The sequence below is a fragment of the Ruegeria sp. AP12 genome (assembly GCF_056540025.1).
Window position 1 is genome coordinate 1 of sequence record NZ_JBQFVZ010000116.1, and the last position, 990, is coordinate 990.

1 protein-coding gene is annotated in these 990 nt (G+C 56.0%); it reads left to right on the plus strand.

The annotated features are described in order from the left end of the window. Positions 1 to 280 precede the first annotated feature (280 nt). Positions 281 to 990, plus strand: a 710-nt coding sequence (locus ACR0E6_RS21615) for a bifunctional allantoicase/(S)-ureidoglycine aminohydrolase (protein WP_480587182.1), incomplete at its 3' end; no start/stop codon positions are given.

Below are 990 nucleotides of genomic sequence, written 5' to 3' on the forward strand. Positions count from 1 at the left end.
TGCGAGGTGTTGTAGCCTACGGATTTCAGAACTTCGGCAATTGTGACTTCTTCATCGGCAAGGCCAAAACCCGAAATATTGACGGCGGTATCGCCCATCGCATTGCGATCTTGAGAGGCCAATCAGAAAATCGTCCGGTACAAGGTGAATCCTCAAAATCCCCAAACAATTTCCATGATTGTCAAATTTTCGCAGAGAGAGCTGTCGCCTCCTTACGGCTGGTTCGATCCTCGGAACCGGAGCATATGTAAACGGGCACGGCTTTTTTTCAGGAGCACACATGAACACGCAATACTATGCACCCCATGGCGGCCACCCCGGACAAGACCAGCTGCTGACGGACCGCGCCGTGTTTACGGATGCGTATGCCGTGATCCCCAAGGGCACTATGCGAGATATCGTGACGAGCTTTCTGCCATTCTGGGACGATACGCGCCTATGGGTGATCTCACGCCCGCTGACAGGATTTGCCGAGACTTTCTCGCAATACATCATGGAGGTGCAGCCGGGCGGTGGCTCGGATCGGCCCGAGACCAACCCCGAGGCCCAAGGTGTTTTGTTCGTAGTCGAAGGCACCGCAACGCTGATCGCTGAAGGTACGCACTATGAGCTGACGCCTGGCGGCTATGCCTATCTACCGCCCGGATGCGATTGGACCCTGCGCAACCACTCCGATGACACCTTGCGGTTCCATTGGATTCGCAAAGCCTATGAGGCCGTTGAGGGGCTGGGTATTCCGGATATCCTCGTGCTTAATGAAAACGATATCGCGCCGACCCCAATGCCTGGCACCGATGGCAAATGGGCGACAACGCGGTTTGTCGATCCGAGTGACCTGCGCCACGACATGCATGTGACGGTGGTGACGTTCGAACCCGGTGCGGTCATCCCTTTCCTCGAAACCCATGTGATGGAACACGGCCTCTATGTGCTTGAGGGAAAGGCGGTTTACCGGTTGAACAATGACTGGGTCGAGGTCGAGGCCGGTGA